A 20,535-nucleotide genomic window follows, 5' to 3' on the forward strand; every position below is an offset into this window, starting at 1 on the left:
AAAGGGGGCGGGCCACCCGTTCGTATCTGTGCCGTCGCCGGTTGCGCGCGTGGGACTTAGCGTTCACGTATGCGCGATATGTCTGCGTCCGAGGCTGAGCTGGCCGAGCTGGCCGAAGAGGAGGAGCGCCGGAAGAAGCGTGCGCCTTGGGGTGTGATAGCGCTGGTCCTGCTGACCGGTCTCGCGCTCGTCCGCAATGGCTCGGGCGAATTCGACGAGGGGCCGCCGCAGCCCGCCTCGGCGGCCGCCCCGGACCGCAGGGTGTCCGGCGGGCTCTTCGCCGGTGCCGTGCAGCCGCTGTCGTACGCGCTGCCGGAGCGGGTCAGGATTCCCGGGATCCAGGTGGACGCCCCGGTCATCCCGGTCGGCCTGGACGTGGACGGCTGGGTCGGGGCGCCGCCGCCGGAGGACCCCAATCTGGCGGGCTGGTTCACGGGTTCCGTCTCTCCGGGCGAGAAGGGCACGGCGGTGGTGGTCGGCCATGTCGACAACACCCAGGGCCCCGCCGTGTTCTACGGGCTCGGCGGCCTGCAGAAGGGAAATCGCGTCGAGATCGCCCGCAAGGACGGAAAGACGGCCGTTTTCGAGATCTACGGCATCGAGGTGTTCGAGAAGAACAACTTCCCCGGTGACCGGGTGTACGCCTCGAAGGGAAGCGCGGAACTGCGGGTCATCACCTGCGGGGGCGGTTTCACCAAACAGGGTGGTTATGACGGGAACGTCGTCGCTTTCGCCAGCCTGGTCGAGGTCCGCTGAGGGTGCTCGGCCGGGCGGGCGGGAGCCGTCACCGGTAACGCCGTGCGGGGACCGTGACGTGATATCCGGCGTCCAGCAGTTGCGGCAGATAGGTGCGCAGGGCCCGGACGCTCTGCGAGCGGTCGCCCCCGGCGTCGTGCGAGAGGATCACGACGCCGGGGGCGGCGCCGTTCTCCACCCGGTCGACGATGGTGCGGGTGCCGGGGGCGGTCCAGTCGAGGGTGTCGACGGTCCAGGCGAGCGGCTCCATGCCGAGTTCGGCGCCGATCCGGAAGGTGGCTCGGTTCCAGGCGCCGTAGGGGGCGCGGAACCAGACGGGGCGTTCGCCGTAGCTTGCCTCGATGACGTCGCTGGTGCGTTCCATCTCCTTGCGGATCCGGGCGTGGCCGAGACGGGTGAGCAGCGGATGGGACCAGGTGTGGTTACCGACGACGTGGCCCTCCTCGGCCATCCGGGCCAGCAGGTCCTTGTTGTCGACGACCATCTCGCCGCACACGAAGAACATCGCGCGGACGTCGTACTCGCGCAGGGTGTCCAGGATGTACGGCGTGTAGCGCGGGTCGGGTCCGTCGTCGAAGGTGAGCACCATGGTGCGGCCGCGGCCGGGCACCCGCAGCAGGGGTTCGCGCCGTACGAGGGTGGGGCGGGGCGCGGCCCGGGGCGGGGCGTAGCCCGTCAGGGGCTGGAGGCGGTATGAGGAGGGCTTGAGCGCGGGACGTGCCTGCGGGCCCGCGGCAGGGGCGGCCCGGACCGGCTCGTCACCGTTGCCCGTGACCGTCGCCAGCAGCCCGGCGCTGCCGGCCGCTCCGACGGCGGCGACGCCGGCGAGCAGCGCACGGCGTCGCGTGAGCGGACTGGTGGGCAGCTGATCCTTCGTCATGACTCATCAGTCGCCCGGCGAGCGACCGACGCACCAGTACGACACCGGTACGGAGGTACGAATACACCCGCGCGGCCGAGCCGTGAGGCCCCTGACACCCCTTCAGCGGCGGCGTACCAAGGGGAACGGCAGGGTCTCGCGGATGGTCAGGCCGGTGAGGAACATGACCAGGCGGTCGACGCCGATGCCGAGGCCTCCGGTGGGGGGCATGGCGTATTCGAGGGCGTCGAGGAAGTCCTCGTCGAGTTCCATGGCCTCGGGGTCGCCGCCGGCGGCGAGCAGGGACTGAGCGGTGAGACGGCGGCGCTGTTCGACGGGGTCGGTGAGTTCGGAGTAGGCGGTGCCGAGTTCGGTGCCGAAGGCGACGAGGTCCCAGCGTTCGGCGAGGCGGGGGTCGGTGCGGTGCTGGCGGGTGAGCGGGGAGACGTCGGTGGGGAAGTCCTTGTAGAAGGTGGGCAGGAGGGTCTTCTCCTCGACCAGGCGCTCGTACATCTCCAGGACCACGTCGCCGTGGCCGTCGTCGGCGACGTACGGCACGCCCAGGCGGTCGCAGTGCCGGTGCAGGCGGAGCAGTTCGGTGTCGGGGTCGATCTCCTCCCCGAGGACCTCGGAGATGGCGCCGTACACCGTCTTGACCTGCCACTGCCCGGAGATGTCGTACTCCTTGCCGTCCTGGTGGGCGACGGGTGCGCCGTAGGCGGCGGTGGCGGCGCCCTGGATCAGTTCGCGGACGAGGTGGAGCATCACGTCGTAGTCGGCGTACGCCTGGTAGGCCTCCAGGATGGTGAACTCGGGGTTGTGCTTGTAGTCGACGCCCTCGTTGCGGAAGGTGCGGCCCATCTCGAAGACCTTCTCGACACCGCCGACGCAGAGCCGCTTGAGGTACAGCTCGGGGGCGATGCGCAGATAGAGGTCGAGGTCGTAGGCGTTGATGTGGGTGGTGAAGGGGCGGGCGTTGGCGCCGCCGTGGATCTGCTGGAGCACCGGTGTCTCGACCTCGAGGAAGCCGCGCTGGAGCAGGCCCTGGCGTACGGCCTGGACGGCGGTGGAGCGGGCGCGGACCACGTCGCGGGCGGCGGGGCTGGAGACCAGGTCGAGATAGCGCATGCGGACCTTGGCCTCGGGGTCGGCGAGGCCGCGGCGTTTGTCGGGCAGGGGGCGCAGGCACTTGCCGATGAGCTGCCAGGAGGTGACGAAGACGGTGGGTTCGCCCTTGTCGCTGACGCCGGCCAGGCCGGTGGCGCTGATGAGGTCACCGATGTCGGTGTCGGCGGTGAAGCGGTCGAGGGCGGCGCCGGACTCCGCCCGGGTGAGGGCGAGCTGGTGGTCGCCGGACCAGTCGCGCAGGACGGCGAAGACGATGCCGCCGAAGTCGCGGACCAGCATGATCCGGCCGGCGACGGTGACCCGCTCACCCGCGCGGACGTCGGCGAGGGCGTGGGTGCGGGCGGGGATGCCGACCGGGTAGGGGTCGACGCCGTCGGCGCGCAGCCGGTCGAGGGTGTGGTGCCGGATGCGGACCTGCTCGGGCAGGCCCGCATCCGGCCCGGCGGCCCCGGCCTCGTCCCCTCCGTCGAGGCCGAGCGCCGCCAGCGAGGGCAGTCCTTCGGTGGTGGCAGGACGTGGCCCGCCTCGCGGGTGCCCCTTTCTGCGGAGCTTGTGCAGCGACGGAACGGCGACGAACCCCTCGGCGATGCCCGACGCGAGGCTGATCCGGGCGAGGGAGGCGGCCTCGCCGTAGCAGATGAAGCGCGGGAACCACTGCGGGTTGTACTTGGCGTTGGAGCGGTAGAGGGCCTCCAGCTGCCACCACTTGGAGAAGAACAGCAGCAGCCGCCGCCACAGCCGCAGTACGGGTCCGGCGCCGATGCGGGCGCCCTCCTCGAAGACCGAGCGGAAGACGGCGAAGTTCAGCGAGATCCGGCGGATGCCCAGCTTCGGGGCCACCGCGCACAGCTCGGCGACCATGAACTCCATGACGCCGTTGGGGGCGGAGCGGTCACGGCGCATCAGGTCCAGGGAGACGCCGTCCTTGCCCCAGGGCACGAAGGAGAGCAGGGCGAGCAGTTCACCGTCCTCGCCGAGGGCCTCCACGAGGAGGCAGTCGCCGTCGGCGGGGTCGCCGAGGCGGTCAAGGGCCATGGAGAAACCGCGTTCGGTCTCGGTGTCGCGCCAGTGGTCGGCCTTGCCGATCACTTCCTCCATCTCGGTCTCGGTGAGGGTGGAGTGGCGGCGGATACGGCAGTGGGCGCCGGTGCGGCGGACGCGGTGGACGGCCTGCCGGGTCACGCGCATGTCGCGGCCGTCGAGGTCGAAGTCCGGCACGTTGAGGATGGCCTCGTCGCCGAGTTGGAGGGCGCCGAGGCCGGCGCGGGCGTAGGCGGTGGCGCCGTCCTCGGAGGCGCCCATCGCGGCGGGCACCCAGGCGTGCCGGCGGGCGGCGTCCAGCCAGACGGCGATGGCGTGCGGCCAGGCCTCGCGGTCGCCGACGGGGTCTCCGCTGGCGAGGCAGACGCCGGCCTCGACGCGGTAGGTGACGGCGGCCTTTGCGCTGGGCGAGAAGACGACGGCCTTGTCGCGGCGGGTGGCGAAGTAGCCGAGGGAGTCCTGGCCGCCGTAGGCCCTGAGGAGGGCGCGGATGCGGGCCTCCTCGTCGTCGTGCAGGGCGGCCTCCATGCGCTGGGAGCGGAAGAGCGTCGTGGCGGCGTTGAGGAGCGCGAGCGCGCCGAACAGGCCGAGCAGGAAGTAGAGGGGGCGGGGCGGGCGTCCGTCGTAGGTGGTGCCGGAGACGAGGCCGCCGCAGACCCGGTCGGCGGCCCAGGCCAGCCGCTGGCCCCGTGGCAGGGTGCCGGGGAACAGCTCGACGAGTCCCCAGCCGACCAGGATGCCGATGACGAGCCCGACGACGAGGACGCCGAGGGCCCGGCGGACGGCGGCGCGACGGGAGACGGCGTAGAACTCCCCGCGGGCGAGGATGAGGAGGGCCAGGGCGAGGGCGCACACGATCAGGGACGGGACGGAGTCCGCGTAGTCGCCGAACACCGTGCCGAGCAGGTCGCTCAGGATCAGCAGCCCGAGGTAGACGACGACCAACCACCAGGCGATCTTCTTGCGGGCGGCCGTCGCGGCGGCGAGCAGGAAGAGGAAGACGGCGTAGGCGAGGTTGGCGCTGACCGGGACGATGAGCTGGTCGAGGAAGCGCACGACGGGGCGGAGCGCGGTGCGCAGCGGTGGGATGAGGGCCAGCAGGACGCAGAGCAGTCCGAGGGCGCCGAAGAAGGTCGCGAAACCCTCCGGCACCCTCCTCAGGGCGCCGTGCCGGGGCGACCGTATCGGGCCCTTGGTGCTCTTCTCCCGGGTGGCCTCCACGGTGGCACTCATGTTCCGACTCTAGGAAGAGCGCGGCCTCCTCGCCCGTCGAGCGTCCTGCCCGCCAGGCGGACCTGGGGCTTCCGATAGCCTCCGTGCCGTGACGGAACAGCACTCGCACCAGTTCGAGCGGGGCACGGACGGGCCCAAGGTCATCGTGGTCGGCGTGGACGGCTCCGACTCCTCGCTCCGCGCGGCGGCGTACGCCGGTGGTCTCGCGCGACGGCAGCGCGCGCTGCTCGCCGTCGTGTACGTGCAGCCGGTGATGACGGCGGGCGCGGCGCTCGGGGCGCCGGTCGCGGAGACGACCAACGAGATCGCCGAGAGCCTGATCGCCCAGATCCGGGACGCCACCGAGCGGCTCAAGGGGATATTCGACGTCCGCTGGGAGTTCCACACCTTCCAGGGCGACCCCTACAACGGCCTGGTGAAGGCGGCGGACGACCTGAAGGCCGACGCGGTGGTGGTGGGCGCGTCGGAACAGGCCGGCCACCGGATCGTGGGCTCGGTCGCGGTGCGGTTGGTGAAGGCGGGGCGGTGGCCGGTGACGGTGGTTCCCTAGCGAGGATGACGCTGTGACCGCCTTCGGCGTGGACGTCTCTGGCTCCTGACCGGGCCATGGACCCGGCCCTTGCACCGTGTCCGGGACGACCCGGCTGAACCGCGCCGGCCCGCGTCAGAGGGTGTGCAGGAACTCGGCCAGGATCCGGTTGTAGATCTCCGGCTTCTCCAGGTTCGGGTAGTGGCCGACGCCGCTGATGATCTCGGAGCGGCCGTTCCGGGCGGTGGTGGCGAGGCGCTCGGCGGCGGCGAGCATGTCGGCGGGTTCCAGGCCGCCGTTGAGGGTGAGCAGGGGGACGGTGATCTCCGCCGCCCGGGCGAAGGTGTCGGTCACGGGTACGAACCAGTCCTTCTCGCCGGGTGTGTGCTTGGCGAGCGTGCCACGGGCCATGTCCTGTACCAGGCGCAGGATGTCCTGGTCGACGTCGTCGAGGGACCGGTGTTCGCCTGGTACGACCTGCACGAAGGCGGCGAGCCAGCCTTCGATGTCCCCCGCGGCGAGGGTGCGCGCCATCTCGGCCTGGAGCACCTGGGTCCAGGGATCGGTGTACTGGAACTCCCCGGTCGCGGCGCCGCAGGTGACGACCGCGCGGACCAGCTCCGGATACTCCAGGACCGTGTTGGTGGCGATCAGCCCGCCCATGGACAGGCCGACGAGGACCGCGGGTCCGGCGTCGAGATGGCGCAGGAGGGCGGCCACGTCGTCGGCCCAGCGGAAGGGCATGGAGGCGTTGGCTGAGGCCCCGTGACCGCGGACGTCCAGGGCGATCACACGGTGGTCGGCCGCGAGGACCGGTATCTGTTCGCGCCAGACCCGGTGGTCGACGTACCCGGAGTGGAGCAGGACCACGGGGTCGCCGGTGCCGGTGTCGAGGTAGGCGAGATCGCCGTCGGCGGACGTGAAGCGGGTCAGTTCCGAAGCAACTGTCATGACAACCAAGGTGTCATCTACTGCCGAGTTTGGCAACCAAGGTGTCATGATGGCCGGGTGAACGACATCGACGCACCGCTGCCACCCGACGATCTCGGCCACCGCGTGAGCGAGGTGTTCGACCTGATCGGCGCGCTCTACCGGCGCGGCCTGCGCAAGCTCGAACAGGGCCAGGAGATCGAGGGGGTGTCCGTCGGTGTGCGCTCCGTCCTGACCCTGCTCCACCGGTACGGGCCGATGACGGTGCCCCAGATGGCCCGCGTCATGACGCTGACCCGGCAGTTCGTGCAGCGCATGGTCAACGACGCGACGGCCAGGGGCTGGGCCGAGGCCACCCCCAACCCCGCGCACCAGCGGTCCTCGCTGATCCGGATCACGGCCGACGGCGAGGCCGTCATCACCGCGATCCTCGCCCGCGAGCACGCCCTGAACCGGCAGGTCGGCGGCGATCTGACCGAGGCCGAACTCCGGGCGTGCGTGCGGGTGCTGAAGCAGATGATGAAGACCTTCGACGACGTCGACCCGGACTGACCTACTCCCCCATGGTGAGCCCGTCCTTCCCGGCCCCCCGGCTCAGCACGACGTCCCGGATCCGGTCCCGGACACCGCGCACGTCGGCCCCCTTGGCGAGCGCCCGGTTGAGGTCGACCACCCGGCCGGCGTCGATGTCGAACAGCTGCGGGACGAACTCGGCCTTCGCCACCTCCCAGCGGCCGCCCTTGCGGTCCGGCGCGGCGAAGGTGAAGCGGGCCAGCGTGGACTGGTTGCCGCGCGGGTCCTGCACGCCCCGGTCGTTGTACATCGCCCCGGCGATCTGGTCGCCCATGCCGTAGACCACCCAGGTGCCGTTGACCTTCTCGTACGCCTGCGGGACATGGGCGTGGGTGCCGAGGATCAGGTCGATGTCGGGGCGGCCGTCGGTGCGGGCGGCCGTGAGGTCGCGGGCCAGGGTCACCTGTTCGTCGTCGGGCCTGTCCTGCCATTCGGTGCCCCAGTGCAGCGAGACGACGACCACGTCGGCGCCCGACTTCCGGGCGGCCCGGGCGTCCGCCAGGATCCTGCTCTCGTCGATCATGTTGACCGCCCAGGGCTGCCCCGGCGGAAGCGGGAAGCCGCTGACCCCGTACGTGTACGCCAGGTGCGCGACCTTGGCCTGGCCGGCGCGCAGCACGGTGACCGTGCGCGCCTCGTCGGCCGTGCGCGCCGTCCCCGCGTGCCGCACCTTCGCCCGGTCGAGGGCGTTCAGCGTGCGCAGGATGCCGGCGGCCCCGTCGTCGAGGCTGTGGTCGGAAGCGGTGGAGCAGCCGTCGTAGCCGGTGGCGGCGAGCCCTCGGGCCACCTCCGGCGGGGACTTGAAGAGCGGGTAGCCGGTGTAGTGGCCCTTCTCGCCGTAGACGGTCTCCATATGACACAGCGCCAGATCCGCGCGGGACACCACCTGCCTGGCTCCGGCGAGCATGGGGCGGAAGTCGTATCCGGTGCCGCCCGCGTCGAAGCGCGCCCGTTCGATGATCGAGGCGTGCGGCAGGACGTCGCCGGAGGCGACGAGCGTGAAGCCACCAGCCCCCTTGCCGGACGGACCCGCTTGCCCCGGAACCTCCCGGCTGTGGGCCTGGCATGCGGCGCCTGCCGCGAGAACGGCCGTCGCGGCGAGGGCCACAAGTCGACTGCGTGGGATCATCGGCTCACCCCTTGTGGTCGTATATACGGATCAATAGGTACGAAGCCCTACCCGCCCGCAAACAATCCGGCCACTTTCGTTAGCCCGTCCGGCGCGCACCCCTTGGGACCGGCCCATGCGGAAGGGACCGTTCGTCGAACCGTTCGCCGACGCGATCGACCGTCCGCCGCAGATCCGTGTGCGCGCCCTGTCCCGGAACCGCGGCCTGCGATGCCATACGGCCATGACGGCCGGAACCACCCTCACCAACGGGACGACGACCGCCGAGCACGAGCTCGCCGCACTGCAGCGGGAGCACGGCCGGCCCCTCTTCGCGCTGCTGCTCCGGCTCTGCGACGGGGACCGGCAGCGCGCCGAGGACCTCGTCCAGGAGACGCTGGTGCGCGCCTGGCAGCATCCCGAGGCCCTGCGCGCCGACGACTTCGACTCCGTACGGCCCTGGCTGATGACCGTCGGGCGGCGGCTCGCCATCGACGCGCGGCGGGCCCGGCAGGCGCGGCCGCCGGAGGTCGGGGACGCGGTCCTGGAGAACGCGCGGGTGATCTCCGATCACGCCGAGCGGGCCGCGGAGATGCTCGATGTGCGCGAGGCTGTGAAGACACTCACTCCGGAGCACCGTGAAGTCCTGGTGCTCGTGTACTTCCAAGGGGCGAGTGTTGCGGAAGCCGCTCAAACCCTGGGTATTCCGCCCGGTACGGTGAAGTCCCGCGCGTACTACGCGCTGCGGGCCCTGCGCCGGGTGCTTCCGGGATACGCGGCCGACCTGCGGTGAAACCAATGGGAGAGTCAAACCTCCGTAAAGCGCCTTGCTGAACACCCCGGTTGAGTAATCGGCTGTCCTCATCCGTGTTCCGGATTGGGCCAGGGCCCAAGGCCCCGGGGTAGGGCGACGCACTCACCGGAGGAAGGCAGGAAGGGATGCTGCACAGAGGTCAAGAGAGCACGGACGGCACCGGCGGCGGTGAACTCACCGTCCCCATGGCGTGGTTGTACGCCGAGTACATCGCCGACGAGCTGCTGCGGACCGGCGATCTCATGCCGCCGACGTCCTTCGAGTTCCGCGCCGGGCGCGACGCCCTGGCGCTGACCATCTTCCTGTCCGACACCGACGGCGAGCTGTCCGGCATCCGCGTCGTCACCCAGCTGGAGACGTGGCTGTCGCTGACGGCCTACGACCAGCCGTGGCAGGACTGGGTGCGCGAGCGCATGGCGGGTCTGGCCGCCGAGGCGGTCCGGTCCGGCGGGCCCGCGCCCGACCTGGAACTGGCCGAGGCGGCCTGGCGCTGGCTCCAGGAGACCGAGCTGCTCGCGCCCGACCTGAACGCGGTGCCGGGCGGCGGGGCGCTGGTCGGGGAGGACGAGGGACCCAAGGTGTGGACACCGGCGTGGCAGCTGGGGCTGCCGCTCGGGCACCTCGCCATCCACCTTTTCTGAGTTCTTTTCGCCACGGACCAATCCTCGCCGCCGACGGCTCCGAATCCCTTGGTTGCGATTCGGTGTCGGCCTTGAGTGATTCGACTGCCTGGTGCGTACCAGTGGGCGCAAGGAGTAACACACCCCACACCCAACGGCACGAGGATTCGGCATGAGGTCCCTGGAGAGGCATCGCGACGTCGCCGCGTACGCGCTCGGCGTGCTGAACGAGGCGGAGGCGTTCCGCTTCGAGGACCACCTCATGGAGTGCCCCCGCTGCGCGGCACACGTGACCGAGTTCGGGCCCATCACCCGCCAGTTGATGCTGTACCGGCGGTCGACGCCCCAGTTCGTGCACCCCATGACCAGGCCGGGCCCGCAGCTGCTGAACCGGCTGCTCGACGCGGTGGCGGCCCGCCATCGCGCCCGGCGCCGGCGCACGCTGTACGCCGTGGCCGCCTCGCTGGTGATCGCCCTCGCCGGGCCCGGGGTCGCGATGATGGCGAGCGGCGACGACGGGAGCGCCCAGGTGCTCCAGGCGACCGACGCGCGCTCGGGGGTGTGGGCTCAGGTCACCACCGAGAACGAGGCCTACGGCAGCCAGGTGGAGCTGAAGGTGAAGGACGGTGCGGGTCAGCGTCCCTGTCATCTGATCGCCATCGGCCGGGACGGCTCGGAGGAGACCGTGACCAGTTGGCACGCCTCCGACCACGGCTCCGGCGAGAACACCATGACGGGCGCCTCGGCGATGCACACCGACGACATCGTCCGCTACGAGGTCCGCACGGCGGGCGGGGAGCACCTGGTGACGCTCACGCCCCGGTAGGCCGCTCGAGCCCCCGGTGCGGCCGCTCACGCCTCGGTGCGGCTACTTCAGCAACCGCGACAGCCTCCGGTCCGCCAGCGGCTTCCCGCCCGTCTGGCAGGTCGGGCAGTACTGGAGCGAGGAGTCGCTGAAGGAGACCTCGCGGACGGTGTCTCCGCAGACCGGGCAGGGTTCGCCGGTGCGGCCGTGGACACGCAGGCCGCTCTTCTTCTCGGCCTTGAGGCGTCCGGCCGCCACCCCGCGCGAGCGCCCGACCGCCTCGGTGAGGGTCGTGCGCAGGGCCTCGTACAGCCTGGCCGTCTCCTCGGGTGTCAGGGACGCCGCCAGCTTGAACGGGGACATCTTCGCCGCGTGCAGGATCTCGTCGCTGTAGGCGTTCCCGACCCCGGCGATGAGGCTCTGGTCGCGCAGGGCGCCCTTGATCTGGCGGCGCTCGTCCTTCAACAGGGCCGCCAGACGCGCCTCGTCGAAGTCGTCGGCGAGGGGGTCCGGGCCGAGGCGGGCGATGCCGGGGACCTGCAGCGGGTCCTGGACGACGTACACCGCGAGGCGCTTCTGGGTGCCCGCCTCGGTCAGGTCGAAGCCGGCGCCGGTCTCCAGAGCCACGCGCAGCGCGAGCGGGCCCTTGCCGGGGCGGGGCATGCCGCTCGGGAGTTCGTCCTTCCAGTGCAGCCAGCCCGCGCGCGCCAGGTGGGTCACCAGACGGGGGCCGTCGGCCGTCTCCAGGTCGAGGAACTTGCCGTAGCGGTGCACCGCGGTGACCTCGTGGCCCTCCAGGGCGCTGACGGGCGGGTCGTACGTCTTGAGGACGCTGATGGCGACGGGCAGCACCCGCACGATCTCGTGGCCGACCAGGTTCTCGGTCAGGAAGTCCTTGAGCGCTTCGACCTCGGGGAGTTCCGGCATACGTCCAGAGTGCCACCCGGCACCGACAGCCTCAGCTCCGCTCCGGCACGACGAACTCGCACCACACCGCCTTGCCGCCGCCCCGGGCCTCCACGCCCCACACGTCGGTGAGCAGGTCGACCAGGAGCAGGCCGCGGCCGGAGACACCCGACTCGCCCGCCTCACGGCGCCGGGGCAGGGCGCTGGAGGAGTCCTCGACCTCGACGCGCAGCCGGCGGTCGGAGCCGGTGAGGACCCGCAGGGTCACCACGGCGGAGCCCTCGGTGTGCATGAGGGCGTTGGTGATCAGCTCGTCGGCGACCAGTTCGATCTCGTCGGCCCGGTCGCCGGCGCTCCAGGCGCGCACGGCGGCGCGGATCATGTGCCGGGCGCCGGTCAGGGCTTCGGGGTCGCCGGGGGCGACGTGCTGCTGGAGGCGGCCGCCGGCCTGCGGGGCGTCCAGGACGCGGCGGCGCAGCAGGAGCAGGGCCACGTCGTCGTCACCGCCGCGTTCCTCGGCGACGTCGATGAGTCGGTCCGCGAGGTCCCGTACGTCGTTCGGGCCGGTGGCGATGAGCGCGGTGAGGGTCTGCATGCCGTCGTCCAGGTCGGCGCCGGGCTGTTCGACCAGGCCGTCGGTGCACAGCAGCAGGGTGTGGTCGGAGTCCAGTTCGATGGTGCCGACCGGGTATTCGAGCCGCCCGAACTCGGCGGACAGGCCGAGCGGCAGCCCGCCCTCGACGGGCACGCGTCGGCAGGCGCCGCCGGGTTCCCGCAGCAGCGGGTCGATGTGGCCGGCCCGGACCACCTGGACGACTCCGGTGGACAGGTCGGCCTCCGCGTAGAGGCAGGTCGCGAAGCGGTCGGTGTCCAGCTCGTGCAGGAACACGGAGGCGCGGGCCATCACGGTGGCCGGGGTGTGCCCCTCGGCGGCGTAGGCGCGCAGGACGATGCGCAGCTGGCCCATGACGGCGGCGGCGTGCGTGTCGTGGCCCTGGACGTCGCCGATGACCGCGCCGACCCGGCCGCCCGGCAGCGGGATCAGGTCGTACCAGTCGCCGCCGATGTCCCGGCCGAGGGAGCCGGAACGGTAGCGGACGGCGACGTCGGCGCCGGGCACGCTGGGGATGGTGCGCGGCAGCATGGCCTGCTGGAGGCCGGTGGCGAGGTCCTTCTCCTGCTCGTAGAACATGGCCCGCTGCAGGCTCTGCGCGATGCTGCTGCCGAGGGCGACGAGCACATTGCGGTCCTCGGCGGAGAAGCCGCGCCGGTCGCTGTAGAGCAGGCCGATGGCGCCGATCGGCCTGGCCTGGGCGATCAGCGGCATGTAGGCGGCGGACGTGATGTGCAGGTCGGTGATGTGCGGCCAGAGGACCGGGTAGCGCTCGGCGAACTCCTCCGGCGACTCGATGAAGCGCGGGCCGAGAGTCCGTACGACCTCGCTCATCGGGTACTGCTCGTCGATCCGGGTGACCATGGTCCCGGGCACGAAGCTGCCCGCGGGGCCCTCGGCGACCAGCCGGATGCGGCCGGCCTCGACCAGGCCCATGACCAGGCTGGTGGCGCCGAGGTGGGTGATGCCGTGGGTGTCCTTGAGGACGTCGATGACGTCCTGGACGGTGCGGGCGTGAGCGAGGGCGGCGGTGGTGAGCTGGACGACGCTGGTCTGCTGGCGGCGTGCCTCGTCCTCGGCCGCCTGCTCGCGCCGCTCCTCGCTCTCGGCGAGTTCGTCGGTGGCGTCCCGGACGATGCCGATGATGCGGCGCGGGCGGCCGGTCTCGTCGCGGCGGATGTAGCCCTGCGTGTGGGTCCAGCGCAGGGTGCCGTCGCGGCAGCGGATGCGGAAGTAGACGCCGTAGTTCTCGCTGCCGTCCTTCATCGCCTTGGAGACCAGGCCGTCCAGCCGGTAGGCCTCCGGCGGCGGGACCCGGATCGCCAGGGTCGCGGGGTTGCCGTCGTATTCGTCGGGGCGCAGGTCGAAGACCTCGTGGGCCTGGGCGTCCATGTGGAACTGGCCGGAGTCCAGGTCCCAGTCGAAGCTGCCCATGCGGTTGAGCGCCAGGATCGGATCCGGGTGGGCGGGCCAGTCGTCCGGGAGTGACAGGGCGCTCGCTCCCCGATCAACCATGGGGCCACCTTGCCAGGGTTTGCCGGATTCTTCGACCGGGGTGACGGAACTGCCTTCGCTCGGTTCCACGACCGCTCCACGGGCTCCGGTCAGCCGTCGAAGACGTCGGTGGGGCTGCCGAAGATGCTGTCGGTGGCGGAGGGGGTGTCGGGGTCGTCCGGGGCGTCGGGGACGAGCCCGCCGCCGTCGAGCGTGTCAGGGGTGTCCGGGACGGTCTCGGGGCCGGTCTCCTCCCGGGTGTCCGAGCCGTTCGGGGAGTCGGGGGTGACCGGCGAGGCCTCCGGTTCCGGGCGGGAGGTGGCGGGGCCGGGCTCGTCGGGTGGCTTCAGCGACGACGCCGAGGCGGTGGCCGTGGGGGTAGGGGTGGGGCAGTCGCCGGGCGCATTCACCGGGGTCTTGGCCGGTGAGTCGACCGGGGCGGCGGGGTTGGCAGCGGCCGTCGAGGTCGCGCAGTCGGTCGGTGGCTCGGGCGGGGAGGTCGGCTCGCCGGGCGAGGCGCTGGGGGTGCCGGAGCCGGGGTCGTGCGGATGCGGGACCGGGGTCCGGGTCGGGGGTGCCGGCTTCGGGGGCCGTACGAGATGGTCGTGGTCGTGGCCGCGATGGCCTACGGGGCGTTCGATCCAGGAGTGGTGGGCGATGTCGATGATCGTGATGTCGGTGATCACCTGGACGGTCGGGGCCACCACGATCACCTGGTCCGGCCGGTATCCGGACCAGGCCCGCCCGCTGGTGCCGCCCCTGCCGTGCCGGTCGGCGGGCGGGGCGAGCGGGTTGCCGCAGGCGCAGCGGACGCGCGGCACGCCGTGACGGTCGACGAGGACGGCGGTGCCGGCCTGGAGGACGGACTGGTAGCCGGTCACCGTGCCGTCGCGGAACCCGTGGTCGGTGACCCGGGTGTCGGCGCGCAGGACCACCGAGGTGAGTCCGCGCAGATAGCCGGGGATCGACGCCCGGGAGATGCCCGCGGCCCGGGCGAAGGCGCGCCCCTTGGCCCGGTCCGCGGTGAGCCGGTCGATCTGCCGCCGGACGTCGCAGCTGCCGGTGCCCCGGGTGCCGCCGTACAGGCCTGGGGTCTCGCCGGACAGGGACCGGAGCCCGGTTCGGCCCGACCGCGCAGGCCCGGGCGTCCGGGTGACCGGGGGCGGGGCGACGGCCGTGGTCGCCGTGGACTCGGTGAAGGGGTCCGGGCCCTGGTCGGCGGCGGGCTGGAGGAGGACGTCGCCGTCCGCTCGTACGTCCCTCTCGTCGCTGTCACCGCATCCGGCGACGACGAGCGCCGCCGAGAGCGCGCAGGCCGTGACGAGGGTTCGGGTGGGTGTCCGCACCACGTCCTCCCGCCGGTTCTCGGGCATTTCGCCCCTATTGTCTGCTTCACTCACTCGGGTTACGCAAGCGGAGAAGTGGCATACGGAGAGTCACCTGAGTCGGGTGGCGCGACAATGAGGAGAGGAGGGGACGGGCCGTGGAGTGGTTCATCGCACCGGACTACTGGACGAGCCGGCTGGTCTTCCAGCGGGCTCTGGCCGGCGTGTATCTCGTCGCGTTCCTGACGGCGGCCCTCCAGTTCCGGGCGCTGATGGGTGAGCGCGGCATGCTGCCCGTGCCGCGCTTCGTCGCACAGGTGCGCTTCAGGGCCGCGCCGAGCCTGTTCCAACTCCACTACTCGGACCGCTTCTTCGCCGGGTGCGCCTGGTCGGGCGCCGCGGTGTCGGGGGCGCTGCTGGCCGGGCTGGACAACGCCGTGCCGCTGTGGGCCGCCATGCTGCTGTGGCTGGTCCCGTGGGCGCTGTACCTGTCGATCGTGAACGTCGGCCAGACCTGGTACTCGTTCGGCTGGGAGTCGCTGCTGCTGGAGGTCGGCTTCCTCGCGGTCTTCCTCGGCAACGACGAGGTGGCGCCGCCGATCGTGGTGCTGTTCCTGCTCCGCTGGATCCTGTTCCGCGTCGAGTTCGGCGCGGGTCTGATCAAGATGCGGGGAGACGAGTGCTGGCGCAGGCTCACCTGCCTGGACCACCACCACGAGACCCAGCCGATGCCGGGCCCGCTGAGCTGGTTCTTCCACCATCTGCCGAGGCCGCTGCACCGGGTCGAGGTGGCCGCGAACCACGTCACGCAACTCGTCGTCCCCGTCCTCCTCTTCACTCCCCAGCCGATCGCGACGGCCGCCGCCGCCCTGATGGTCGTCACCCAGCTGTGGCTGGTCCTGTCGGGCAACTTCTCCTGGCTGAACTGGATCACCATCGTGCTGGCCCTGTCGGCGATCGAGTTCCCGGGCGATCCGCCGTCCGCACCGGGCGCACCACGGTGGTACGAGGTCGTGGTCCTCGCGGTCGCCGCGCTCCTCGTCCTCCTGAGCTACCATCCGGTCGCCAACATGGTCTCCCGCCGCCAGATCATGAACCGCTCCTTCGACCCGCTCCATCTGGTCAACACCTACGGCGCCTTCGGCAGCGTCAGCCGGATCCGGTACGAGGTGGTGATCGAGGGCACCGACGACGACGTGCCGCGGGAGGACTCGGACTGGCGGGAGTACGAGTTCAAGGGCAAGCCGGGTGATCCCCGGCGCTGGCCGCGGCAGTTCGCGCCCTACCATCTGCGGCTGGACTGGCTGATGTGGTTCGCCGCACTGTCGCCCGCGTACGCCGGGTCGTGGTTCGGCACGCTGGTGGAGCGGCTCCTGGAGAACGACCGCGCCACGCTGAAGCTGCTGCGCCGCTCCCCGTTCCCGCCCGACGCACCGCCGCGCTACATCCGCGCCCGTCTCTTCCGGTACCGCTACACGACATGGCGTGAGCTGCGGGAGACGGGGGCGTGCTGGGAGCGGACCTATGTGCGGGAGTACCTGCCGCCGACCAGGCTGGCCGGGGTGGCTCAGAGGTCGTAGACCCGGGCGGCGGTGGTCTCGAAGATCTGCCGGAGGTCGGACTTCTCCGTCAGCTCACGTGCCGTGTCGATCACTTGGCCGTACGACGCCGCCAGCGTGCACACCGGCCAGTCGGAACCGAACATCAGCCGCTCCGGGCCGAAGGCGTCCAGGACGACGTCGGCGTACGGGCGCAGGTCGGCGACCGTCCAGGAGGCGAGGTCGGCCTCGGTGACCATGCCGGAGACCTTGCAGACGGTGTTGGACAGGGCGGCCAGGGAGCGGACCGCCGTCTCCCAGGGTTCCCGCTCGCCGGAGGCGATGGGAGGTTTGCCCAGGTGGTCCAGGACGAAGGTGAGACCGGGGTGGTCCGCGGCGGCCTCGACGCAGGCCGGCAGCTGGTGCGGGAGGACGACCAGGTCGTAGACCAGCCCCGCCTCCGCCACGGCGGCCAGCCCGCGCCGTACGTCCGCCCGCAGCAGCCACCGCGGGTCGGGCTCGCCCTGGACCTGGTGGCGGATGCCCTTCAGATACCGGCCTCCGGGCAGCTCCCGCAGCCGGGCCAGTTCGTCGGCGACGTCGGGGCGGGTGAGGTCGGTCCAGCCGACGACGCCCGCGACGAGGTCGTGCTCGGCGGCGAGGGCCAGGAACTCCGGGGTCTCCTCGGCGACCGTGACCGTCTGGACGAGGACCGTGCGGTCGACTCCGGCGGCCCGCGCCTCGTGGGCGAGGTCGGCGACCGTGAAGTTCCGGCGCAGTGGGGCCAGTTCGGGGCCGGTGATCCAGTCCTGGTCCCGGACCGAGAGGTCCCAGACGTGGTGGTGGGCGTCGACGACCGTCACGGCAGCTCCCATACGACGGGCAGGCCGGCGTCCGCGCCCTCGCCGGAGTAGTCGTGCACCACGTCCAGCAGTTCGGCCATGCGGGCCTGCCAGGCCACGTTGACCGGCAGCTTCTCCAGCTCGGCGAGGAGGCGGCCGTAGTCCGCGCACTCCAGGACGTGGAAGAGGTCGGTGCCGCTGCGCCAGATCGTCCAGGAGGTGGCACCGGCGGCCCGGATGGCGTCCGTGAGTTCGACCGGCACCTCCTGGTGGGCGCCCTCGTACTCGGTGACGCGGTCCGCGCGGACCTTGGTGTGCAGGGCGACTCTCATGACGGTTCCTTGTCGGACAGCAGGCCGGACTCCAGCAGCTCCTGCCAGAACGCCATCGGCACCTCCGTGGCGAACTGCTCGGCGCAGTCCCGGACCTCGTCGGCCGAGCGGGCGCCCACGAGGACGCTCGCGACGGCCGGGTGCGCGGCGCAGAAGGCGAGGGCGGCGGCCCGCAGGGTGATGCCGTGGCGTTCGGCGAGGGACTTCATGCGCAGGGCGCGGTCCAGCAACTCGCGCGGCGCACGGCTGTAGTCGTACGTCGCGTCCGGCCTGGGGTCCGCGAGGAGGCCGGAGTTGAAGGCGCCGCCGACGACGACGGAGGTGTGGCACTCGACGGCCACGGGCAGCAGGTCGTCGAGCGCGCTCTGGTCGAGCAGCGTGTAGCGGCCGGCGCAGAGCACCACGTCGACGTCGGTGTCGGTGACGAAGCGGGTGAGCATCTCGGCCTGGTTCATCCCGGCGCCGATCGCGCCGACCAGGCCCTCGGAGCGCAGCTTCTCCAGCGCCGGATAGCCCTCGCGGAAGGCTTGTTCGGCGTGGTCGTCGGGGTCGTGCAGATAGACGACGTCGACGCGGTCGAGGCCGAGCCGCTCCAGACTCCCCTCCAGGCAGCGTCGTACGCCGTCCGCGCTGAAGTCCCAGACGCGGCGGTGGTCGGCGGGGACGGCGAACCCGTTGGCCAGGTCGTCGCCCGCCGGGTCCGGCACCGGCTCCAGGCGGCGGCCGACCTTCGTGGAGATCACGTACTGGTCGCGGGGGCGTGCGCGCAGGGCCGCGCCCAGGCGGCGTTCGGACAGGCCGAGGCCGTAGTGCGGGGCCGTGTCGAAGTAGCGGACGCCCGCGTCCCAGGCGGCGTCCACCGCCTCGTACGCCTGCTGCTCGCCGACCTCGGTGTAGAGGTTGCCGAGGGCGGCGCCGCCGAAGGACAGCGGGCTGACCTCGACGTCGGTGCGGCCGAGCCGGTTCACGAGCCCACCGGCCTCAGGCGCAGTCCCTGCATGCCGCCGTCGACGGCGAGGGCGGTGCCGGTCGTGGCGCCGGAGAGCGGGCTCGCGAGGTAGGCGACGGCGCCCGCGACCTCGGCGGCGCGGACGAGGCGGCCGGTGGGCTGGCGGGCCTCCAGGGCGGCGCGTTCGGCGGCCGGGTCGGGAGCCTTGGACAGCAGTCGTCCGACCCAGGGGGTGTCCACCGTGCCGGGGTTGACGCAGTTGACGCGGATGCCCTCGCGGACGTGGTCGGCGGCCATGGCGAGGGTGAGCGAGTACACGGCGCCCTTGGTCGCGCTGTACAGCGCCCGCTGCGGGAGCCCCGCCGTGGCCGCGATGGAGCAGGTGTTGACGATCGCCGCGCGGGCCGACCGCCGCAGGTGCGGGAGGGCGGCGCGGGCTACGCGGACCATGCCGACGACGTTGACGTCCATGACCCGGTGCCACTCGGCGTCGTCGTTGTCCTCGACGGTGCCCTGCGCGCCGACGCCGGCGTTGTTGACCAGCACGTCGAGTCCGCCGAGGTCGGCGACGGCGGCGGCCACGGCCGTGCGCACTGAGGCGTCGTCGCTCACGTCGGCGCTGTAGGCGAGCAGCGGCTTCTCCACCGACGACGGGTCCAGGTCGAGTACGGCGACCTGGGCGCCGCGCTGGGCGAGGAGTTCGGCCGTGGCCCGGCCGATGCCGGAGGCGCCTCCTGTCACCAGCGCCTTGAGACCGTCGAAGTCGCTCATGCCGCGTGCCCCTTCTCGTCGGTGACCTTGAGGTCGGCGGCCCAGAAGGCGCCGTCCGGGAACGTGTACCGCGCGATCGACTGGGGTCGCATGGCGGCCGAGAAGCCGGGCGCGGTGGGTGCCGTGTAGTGACCTTCCCTGATCACGACCGGGTCGAGGAAGTGGTCGTGCAGATGGTCGACGTACTCGATGACCCGGTCGTCGGTGGTGCCGGTGACGGCGACGTAGTCGTACATCGACAGGTGCTGGACGAGTTCGCACAGGCCGACGCCGCCCGCGTGCGGACAGACCGGGACGCCGAACTTGGCGGCGAGCAGCAGGATGGCGAGGTTCTCGTTGACGCCGCCGACGCGTGCCGCGTCGATCTGGAGGACGTCGAGGGCACCGGCCTGGAGGAGCTGCTTGAAGACGACCCGGTTCTGCACGTGTTCGCCGGTGGCCACCTTCACCGGGGCGACGGCCTCCCGGATCGCGGCGTGGCCGAGGACGTCGTCGGGGCTGGTGGGCTCCTCGATCCAGTACGGGTCGAACTCGGCGAGCGCCTTGGTCCAGCGGATCGCCTCGGCCACGTCCCAGCGCTGGTTGGCGTCGATGGCCATGCGGATGTCCGGGCCGACGACCGAGCGGGCGACACGGCAGCGCCGTAGGTCGTCCTCCAGGTCGGCGCCGACCTTCAGCTTGATCTGCCGGAAGCCGTCGGCGACGGCCTCGGCGGCGAGCCGGGTGAGCTTCTCGTCGTCGTAGCCGAGCCAGCCGGCGGAGGTGGTGTAGGCCGGGTAGCCGCGCTCAAGGAGCCGGGCGATGCGCTCCCGCGCGCCTTCGCGCCCCCGGCGCAGGATCGTCAGTGCCTCCTCGGGTGTGAGTGCGTCGGTGAGGTAGCGGAAGTCGATCTGACGGACGATCCACTCGGGGTCGGCGTCGGCGAGCAGGCGCCACAGGGGCTTGTCGGCGCGTTTGGCGGCCAGGTCCCACACGGCGTTCATGACGGCGCCGATCGCCATGTGCATCACGCCCTTCTCGGGGCCGAGCCAGCGCAGCTGGCTGTCGCCGATCAGGTCGCGGTTCAGGGTCCCCGGGTCGCCGCACAGCTCGTCGACGGACCGGCCGACGACATGTGAGCGCAGCGCCTCGATCGCGGCGACCTGGACCTCGTTGCCCCGCCCGATGGTGAAGGTGAACCCGTGACCCTCCAGCCCGTCCCCGGCATCGGTGCGCAGGACGACGTACGCGGCCGAGTAGTCCGGGTCCGGGTTCATCGCGTCGGAGCCGTCGAGCTCGCGCGAGGTGGGGAAACGGATGTCATAGGTGTCGACCGCGGTGACGCGGGCGGGGGTCGGGGACACGGAGTACCTTTCGGTGGGGAGCAGGG

Annotated in this window: 19 protein-coding genes; 7 read left to right on the forward strand and 12 right to left on the reverse strand. The window is 71.9% G+C overall.

The window, feature by feature from the left end; all coding sequences use genetic code 11:
* Nucleotides 1–78 precede the first annotated feature (78 nt).
* Nucleotides 79–756, forward strand: a complete 678-nt coding sequence (locus tag ACFZBP_RS13925; protein ID WP_391413047.1) for a class F sortase — start codon at nt 79–81, stop codon at nt 754–756.
* Nucleotides 757–784: 28 nt separating this feature from the next.
* Here the strand turns inward: ACFZBP_RS13925 and ACFZBP_RS13930 are convergent, their stop codons facing one another.
* Both ACFZBP_RS13930 and lysX read right to left on the reverse strand, forming a co-directional pair.
* Entirely contained in the window at nt 785–1,636 is an 852-nt protein-coding gene (locus ACFZBP_RS13930) for a polysaccharide deacetylase family protein (protein WP_391412893.1), read from the reverse strand.
* A gap of 102 nt (nt 1,637–1,738) precedes the next feature.
* The gene (gene lysX / locus ACFZBP_RS13935; RefSeq protein ID WP_391412895.1) at nt 1,739–5,017 is read right to left on the reverse strand and encodes a bifunctional lysylphosphatidylglycerol synthetase/lysine--tRNA ligase LysX; all 3,279 of its coding nucleotides are present in this window, start codon (nt 5,015–5,017) and stop codon (nt 1,739–1,741) included.
* A gap of 88 nt (nt 5,018–5,105) precedes the next feature.
* Here lysX and ACFZBP_RS13940 point away from each other — a divergent pair, with 88 nt between their 5' ends.
* On the forward strand, nt 5,106–5,567 hold the full coding sequence (locus tag ACFZBP_RS13940; RefSeq protein ID WP_062716040.1) for a universal stress protein: 462 nt from the start codon (nt 5,106–5,108) through the stop codon (nt 5,565–5,567).
* 114 nt (nt 5,568–5,681) lie between these two features.
* Here ACFZBP_RS13940 and ACFZBP_RS13945 read toward each other — a convergent pair whose 3' ends face one another.
* Nucleotides 5,682–6,497: an alpha/beta fold hydrolase gene (locus tag ACFZBP_RS13945; protein WP_391412897.1), complete on the reverse strand. Its 816-nt coding sequence runs from the start codon at nt 6,495–6,497 to the stop codon at nt 5,682–5,684.
* 57 nt (nt 6,498–6,554) lie between these two features.
* On the opposite strand from ACFZBP_RS13945, the gene ACFZBP_RS13950 reads away from it, so the two are divergent.
* Entirely contained in the window at nt 6,555–7,028 is a 474-nt protein-coding gene (locus ACFZBP_RS13950) for a MarR family winged helix-turn-helix transcriptional regulator (protein WP_383442186.1), read from the forward strand.
* Between the two features lies 1 nt (nt 7,029).
* On the opposite strand, the gene ACFZBP_RS13955 is transcribed toward ACFZBP_RS13950, so the two are convergent.
* The gene (locus tag ACFZBP_RS13955) at nt 7,030–8,178 is read right to left on the reverse strand and encodes a CapA family protein (RefSeq protein WP_391412900.1); all 1,149 of its coding nucleotides are present in this window, start codon (nt 8,176–8,178) and stop codon (nt 7,030–7,032) included.
* Between the two features lie 223 nt (nt 8,179–8,401).
* Between ACFZBP_RS13955 and ACFZBP_RS13960 the strand changes: the two genes are divergently transcribed.
* From ACFZBP_RS13960 to ACFZBP_RS13970, 3 genes are all read left to right on the forward strand, one after another.
* Nucleotides 8,402–8,950 (forward strand): sigma-70 family RNA polymerase sigma factor, encoded by a 549-nt coding sequence (locus ACFZBP_RS13960; protein ID WP_383443998.1) that lies wholly within the window; start codon nt 8,402–8,404, stop codon nt 8,948–8,950.
* Nucleotides 8,951–9,096: 146 nt separating this feature from the next.
* Nucleotides 9,097–9,612 (forward strand): hypothetical protein, encoded by a 516-nt coding sequence (locus ACFZBP_RS13965; RefSeq protein WP_383442180.1) that lies wholly within the window; start codon nt 9,097–9,099, stop codon nt 9,610–9,612.
* A 151-nt stretch (nt 9,613–9,763) separates the two neighbouring features.
* Nucleotides 9,764–10,417 (forward strand): zf-HC2 domain-containing protein, encoded by a 654-nt coding sequence (locus ACFZBP_RS13970; protein WP_383442177.1) that lies wholly within the window; start codon nt 9,764–9,766, stop codon nt 10,415–10,417.
* Between the two features lie 42 nt (nt 10,418–10,459).
* Here ACFZBP_RS13970 and ACFZBP_RS13975 read toward each other — a convergent pair whose 3' ends face one another.
* The 3 genes from ACFZBP_RS13975 to ACFZBP_RS13985 all read right to left on the reverse strand — a co-directional run bounded on the left by ACFZBP_RS13975 (nt 10,460) and on the right by ACFZBP_RS13985 (nt 14,782).
* Nucleotides 10,460–11,323 carry a DNA-formamidopyrimidine glycosylase family protein gene (locus ACFZBP_RS13975; protein WP_391412903.1) on the reverse strand — a complete coding sequence of 288 codons (864 nt, stop codon included), beginning with the start codon at nt 11,321–11,323 and terminating at the stop codon, nt 10,460–10,462.
* A gap of 31 nt (nt 11,324–11,354) precedes the next feature.
* Complete coding sequence (locus tag ACFZBP_RS13980) at nt 11,355–13,430, reverse strand: SpoIIE family protein phosphatase (protein ID WP_383442171.1); 2,076 nt, start codon at nt 13,428–13,430, stop codon at nt 11,355–11,357.
* A gap of 89 nt (nt 13,431–13,519) precedes the next feature.
* Nucleotides 13,520–14,782, reverse strand: coding sequence for a DUF6777 domain-containing protein (locus tag ACFZBP_RS13985; RefSeq protein ID WP_391412906.1), 1,263 nt, complete (start codon nt 14,780–14,782; stop codon nt 13,520–13,522).
* Nucleotides 14,783–14,892: 110 nt separating this feature from the next.
* On the opposite strand from ACFZBP_RS13985, the gene ACFZBP_RS13990 reads away from it, so the two are divergent.
* Nucleotides 14,893–16,314, forward strand: coding sequence for a lipase maturation factor family protein (locus ACFZBP_RS13990; RefSeq protein ID WP_391412908.1), 1,422 nt, complete (start codon nt 14,893–14,895; stop codon nt 16,312–16,314).
* Here ACFZBP_RS13990 and ACFZBP_RS13995 read toward each other — a convergent pair.
* The 5 genes from ACFZBP_RS13995 to ACFZBP_RS14015 are packed head-to-tail and all read right to left on the reverse strand — an operon-like array spanning nt 16,302 to nt 20,509.
* Nucleotides 16,302–17,147, reverse strand: coding sequence for an amidohydrolase family protein (locus tag ACFZBP_RS13995; protein ID WP_391412910.1), 846 nt, complete (start codon nt 17,145–17,147; stop codon nt 16,302–16,304). The two genes, ACFZBP_RS13990 and ACFZBP_RS13995, sit on opposite strands and share 13 nt — an antisense overlap.
* Complete coding sequence (locus tag ACFZBP_RS14000) at nt 17,132–17,446, reverse strand: L-rhamnose mutarotase (protein WP_391412912.1); 315 nt, start codon at nt 17,444–17,446, stop codon at nt 17,132–17,134. The genes ACFZBP_RS13995 and ACFZBP_RS14000 overlap by 16 nt, the downstream gene beginning before the upstream one ends.
* The gene (locus ACFZBP_RS14005) at nt 17,443–18,414 is read right to left on the reverse strand and encodes an aldo/keto reductase (RefSeq protein ID WP_383442157.1); all 972 of its coding nucleotides are present in this window, start codon (nt 18,412–18,414) and stop codon (nt 17,443–17,445) included. The genes ACFZBP_RS14000 and ACFZBP_RS14005 overlap by 4 nt, the downstream gene beginning before the upstream one ends.
* Nucleotides 18,411–19,166, reverse strand: a complete 756-nt coding sequence (locus ACFZBP_RS14010; protein ID WP_391412915.1) for an SDR family oxidoreductase — start codon at nt 19,164–19,166, stop codon at nt 18,411–18,413. The genes ACFZBP_RS14005 and ACFZBP_RS14010 overlap by 4 nt, the downstream gene beginning before the upstream one ends.
* The gene (locus tag ACFZBP_RS14015) at nt 19,163–20,509 is read right to left on the reverse strand and encodes an enolase C-terminal domain-like protein (RefSeq protein ID WP_391412917.1); all 1,347 of its coding nucleotides are present in this window, start codon (nt 20,507–20,509) and stop codon (nt 19,163–19,165) included. Before ACFZBP_RS14015 ends, ACFZBP_RS14010 begins: the two co-directional genes overlap by 4 nt.
* Nucleotides 20,510–20,535: the final 26 nt, after the last annotated feature.

Origin of the sequence: Streptomyces sp. NPDC008086 (assembly GCF_042957325.1) — a bacterium.
Taxonomy (GTDB): domain Bacteria; phylum Actinomycetota; class Actinomycetes; order Streptomycetales; family Streptomycetaceae; genus Streptomyces.